The sequence below is a fragment of the Butyrivibrio sp. genome, from assembly GCF_024699075.1.
Window position 1 is genome coordinate 1 of the sequence record NZ_JAILQF010000336.1, and the last position, 3,424, is coordinate 3,424.

Consider the following 3,424-nt stretch of genomic DNA (forward strand, 5'->3'; position numbering starts at 1 on the left):
ATAAATTATGCTGTATAACCATAGCCATCTCCCTTCATCCTTGATAAGGAGACTCAAGGCTGTGTACATAAAAGTACGTCCATGTTCTTCTTAGAATGCACAAGCCCAAACGTATAACTTCAATATGTATATCGTACAAAATATATTAAAAACTTAGGTATAAAGCAAATATTACTATTATTTTTTAATCTTTCAAAGTTTTTAGTGGTTAATTTGATAATAATAGGCGGTCCTCCAGAGAGACAAAAGCCTCTTAACGTTGGAATCCTGATGTTCAGCGAACATCCTGAAAAATATTTTCACTACGCTAGAATTGAAGTCGTTGATATTCCGGACCCAACCGGCAGTAACATGATAGAGCAAACATTCACAGGCCCAATACAGCGTCAACTCACTAATGCTCTTTCATATATAAAGAACTACGTTATAAAAACCGCTATCATAAAGGTAAAAGATCAGGCAGAAGCTGTAACTGTATACAACTATCCGTTTGAAGCAATTGAAGAAATTCTCTCAAATGCTGTTTATCACAGATCTTACCAGGTAAACGAGCCTATTACTGTCAAAATCACTCCTTCATGCATCGAAATAACCAGTTTTCACAGCTTTGATAGAATCATATCTGATCAACAAATTGAACAAGACGGTATAATCGCAAACGTTTACCGAAATAGAAGAATTGGGGATTTCTTAAAAAAGCTCCATTTAATCAAAGGCAGAAACACTGGTTATCCAAATGCAAGAAAAGCATTAGCAAACATTGGTTCTCCCAAACTACGATTTGAAATAAACATAGAGCGTGAATATCTGTCTGTATATATTGATATTCATGAATATTTTAAAGCAACTATCACTAAGCAAGATAAATATGTAGAGAAGATATTAAAAATACTTAAGACTTCACCAATGTCGTTAACAGAGCTTTCGACAGCAATGGGGTATAAAGGAATCACAGCAAAACTCAGTAAAACTGTCAACTCACTGATTGATCAGAATAAAATACAACTAATAATTGGCAATGATAAAGCCATAAAGCTCAGTATTATAAAATAGAATCGATAAGAAAGCTATCCCGTAGCAAGACCTAGTATCGAAAGATAGCCTTGACAAGTTGCTATCTTTCGATACTTGTTTATTAAAGTACTTCTCGTATATCCGTCATCCTTCCAAAGAACGGATCTTCTACCACCAACTTATAGAACTCTTCGTCATTAACATGAACCTTCTTTATCAGTGACAAAAGTTTTTCATCCATCCTCTTATTAATTGTCCTATGTTCCTCAGGCGCAATACCAATATAATCCTTGAAAAATGCTTCTATCCCAGCCTGAATATCCATTGCACACCGGATGGATTCTGAGCTTCTGGTCTCAATCGCAAACACAGGGTTGCCCTCAAGATCAAACTCATCCACCGATGGATCTGGAGAAGTTACAATAGTCTCCAACACATAATAATCGTCAAATATTGCGCTGGCATCTCTCTCCTCATCACTGTAAAATGGCTGTATATCAAGATTATTCCTCTGCATGAACTCTGGCTCAAGCTGCAGGAAATAAAATCCCTTCAGATGCCCATCGAAGAGTTTTTGCAAAAAGAGCTGTGACGTTCCCTTAGCAACAAAATCAAACACCGCTATTTGCTTTCCCTTAGCACCAATCTTTTCAATATACTTTTTATAATTTTCTTTCTGTTGATTTGATTTTTCTATTATTAGAGCCGTCCTGCCCCCTGCGCTGTCAAACTCTTTATCTATTCCGAACCTTACCTGTAATGCTTTCCTGTCGTCGCCAAAAAAACGCATGCTATCAACATATTCAACATCCGCAGCACTCTCCATTCCGGCTCTTATCGCTGCTGTTCTGGATGTCAGGAAATACTTCGAATCAATACTATTATCTATTTGGGAATAGAGCTTTTGAAGCAGATACCCGTCCCTGGCACAAAACAGTATTTCATCAATATCAGCCTTATGCACCATTTCCTTAAACCAATGAGTAAAATCAACCATTAGCGGGCCTATAAAATCATATCCCAGTTCATAAGCAGAACTCACACTCAGTTTCTTTTCATTCTTTTCAAAGCAGAATGGATCTCCAAACAGCCTTGAAAAAACCATCCCAAGCTTGACTTTATCTGCTATTGATTGCATTTCAGCTTCAATCCCAAGTCCTCCTAGGGTGTAAAAGAGATCTCGGCCGTTCAATACTCTGAAAGTATCTATCCCTGATTTTTCCGCAGATTCAATATCTGTATATTCATCATCTCCTACATGGAGAATCTTTGTATTTTCTTTTCCACCAAAGGCATCTCTTACCTGGTCTTTGAGCACGTCAAAAAGCCCCTGATTCTTGGCTTTTCCATATTCGCATGAAATAATGATATCTTGATATCCGTTTATCCCCAGATCATTAAGAAGTTCTTCTATCTGTCTTTTTGAATAATAGCAATCTGTAGTGATATAGACTTTCCCACACACCTTGGCATGACTAAAAACTTCATCCATTCCGGCCCTCTTTACAATAAGGCCTTGGTCTATCTTTCGCTCAAGCTCTGCCATATCTTCTGCACTCAAAGAAACATCGCCACAATCTTCCAATAGTCGTCCGTAAATATCAACCAACTTAGGGGCACAGCTCTTAGATAACTCTTTTTCTAAACCAAGTCTCCTTTTAGCAAAGTCATCTATTACTATTCCATTCTGCCTTAACTTATAATCAACAAGGTCAAAGACATCTGTATATTCAAATACTTTCCTGACAACAAGGGTATCAAATAGGTCGAAACTCACGGCATCTGCTTTATCAATTTCATCCATCAGTTCTTTCTCTGAACCAGCCTGAATGCCTTCAAAATCATAGGCTACCTCAGTCTTCTTTAGGAGATTCTTCCCTCTGACATCTAGTAGTTTTATTCCCTCTTTAGCACACCTTTCACCAATTTGCTTTGCTATCGCTTTACAAGACCCAGGCCTTGCAACCACAATAATTGTATGCACCCCAACCTTCACTGCCTCGTCTAGAGATATAATTCGGTGCCCATACATCTCACCTGAATCCCAAAAGCCATCCAAAAGGCCAACAATACTAAGGCCATCGCCATGCTGCGCAATGAACCTCTCTGTTTCGGTGCCAAGACCGTAAATTGCTATATTTTTATTTAGTAAGTTTTCAAGATTAATCATTGAGCATCCTTATAATGTCAGCATTCTCAACCATTTCCATATCCATATTTATAATCGTCTTATCAGGAAATCTGTCCTTCAGATCTCTGGCAATTGCATCCCTTGTAGCCCCAAAAGAATTCGCTATGACAATCTTTTGGCAGTCACAGTTTCCAATCTCATCAGGAGATACTATCTCAATCCCTCGACCCTGAAACTTCTCGTAGTCCCTGTCTGCGCACATTGCAATTTTGCAAAAAC

General features: G+C 38.1%; 3 protein-coding genes. 1 reads left to right on the top strand and 2 read right to left on the bottom strand.

The window, feature by feature from the left end; genetic code table 11:
- Nucleotides 1-213 precede the first annotated feature (213 nt).
- On the top strand, nucleotides 214-1,053 hold the full coding sequence (locus K6G87_RS13580) for a hypothetical protein (protein ID WP_296838365.1): 840 nt from the start codon (nucleotides 214-216) through the stop codon (nucleotides 1,051-1,053).
- 82 nt (nucleotides 1,054-1,135) lie between these two features.
- Here K6G87_RS13580 and K6G87_RS13585 read toward each other — a convergent pair whose 3' ends face one another.
- The gene (locus K6G87_RS13585; RefSeq protein ID WP_296838367.1) at nucleotides 1,136-3,184 is read right to left on the bottom strand and encodes a hypothetical protein; all 2,049 of its coding nucleotides are present in this window, start codon (nucleotides 3,182-3,184) and stop codon (nucleotides 1,136-1,138) included.
- Nucleotides 3,177-3,424, bottom strand: a 248-nt coding sequence (locus K6G87_RS13590; protein ID WP_296838370.1) for a hypothetical protein, incomplete at its 5' end; no start/stop codon positions are given. The genes K6G87_RS13590 and K6G87_RS13585, both read right to left, overlap by 8 nt.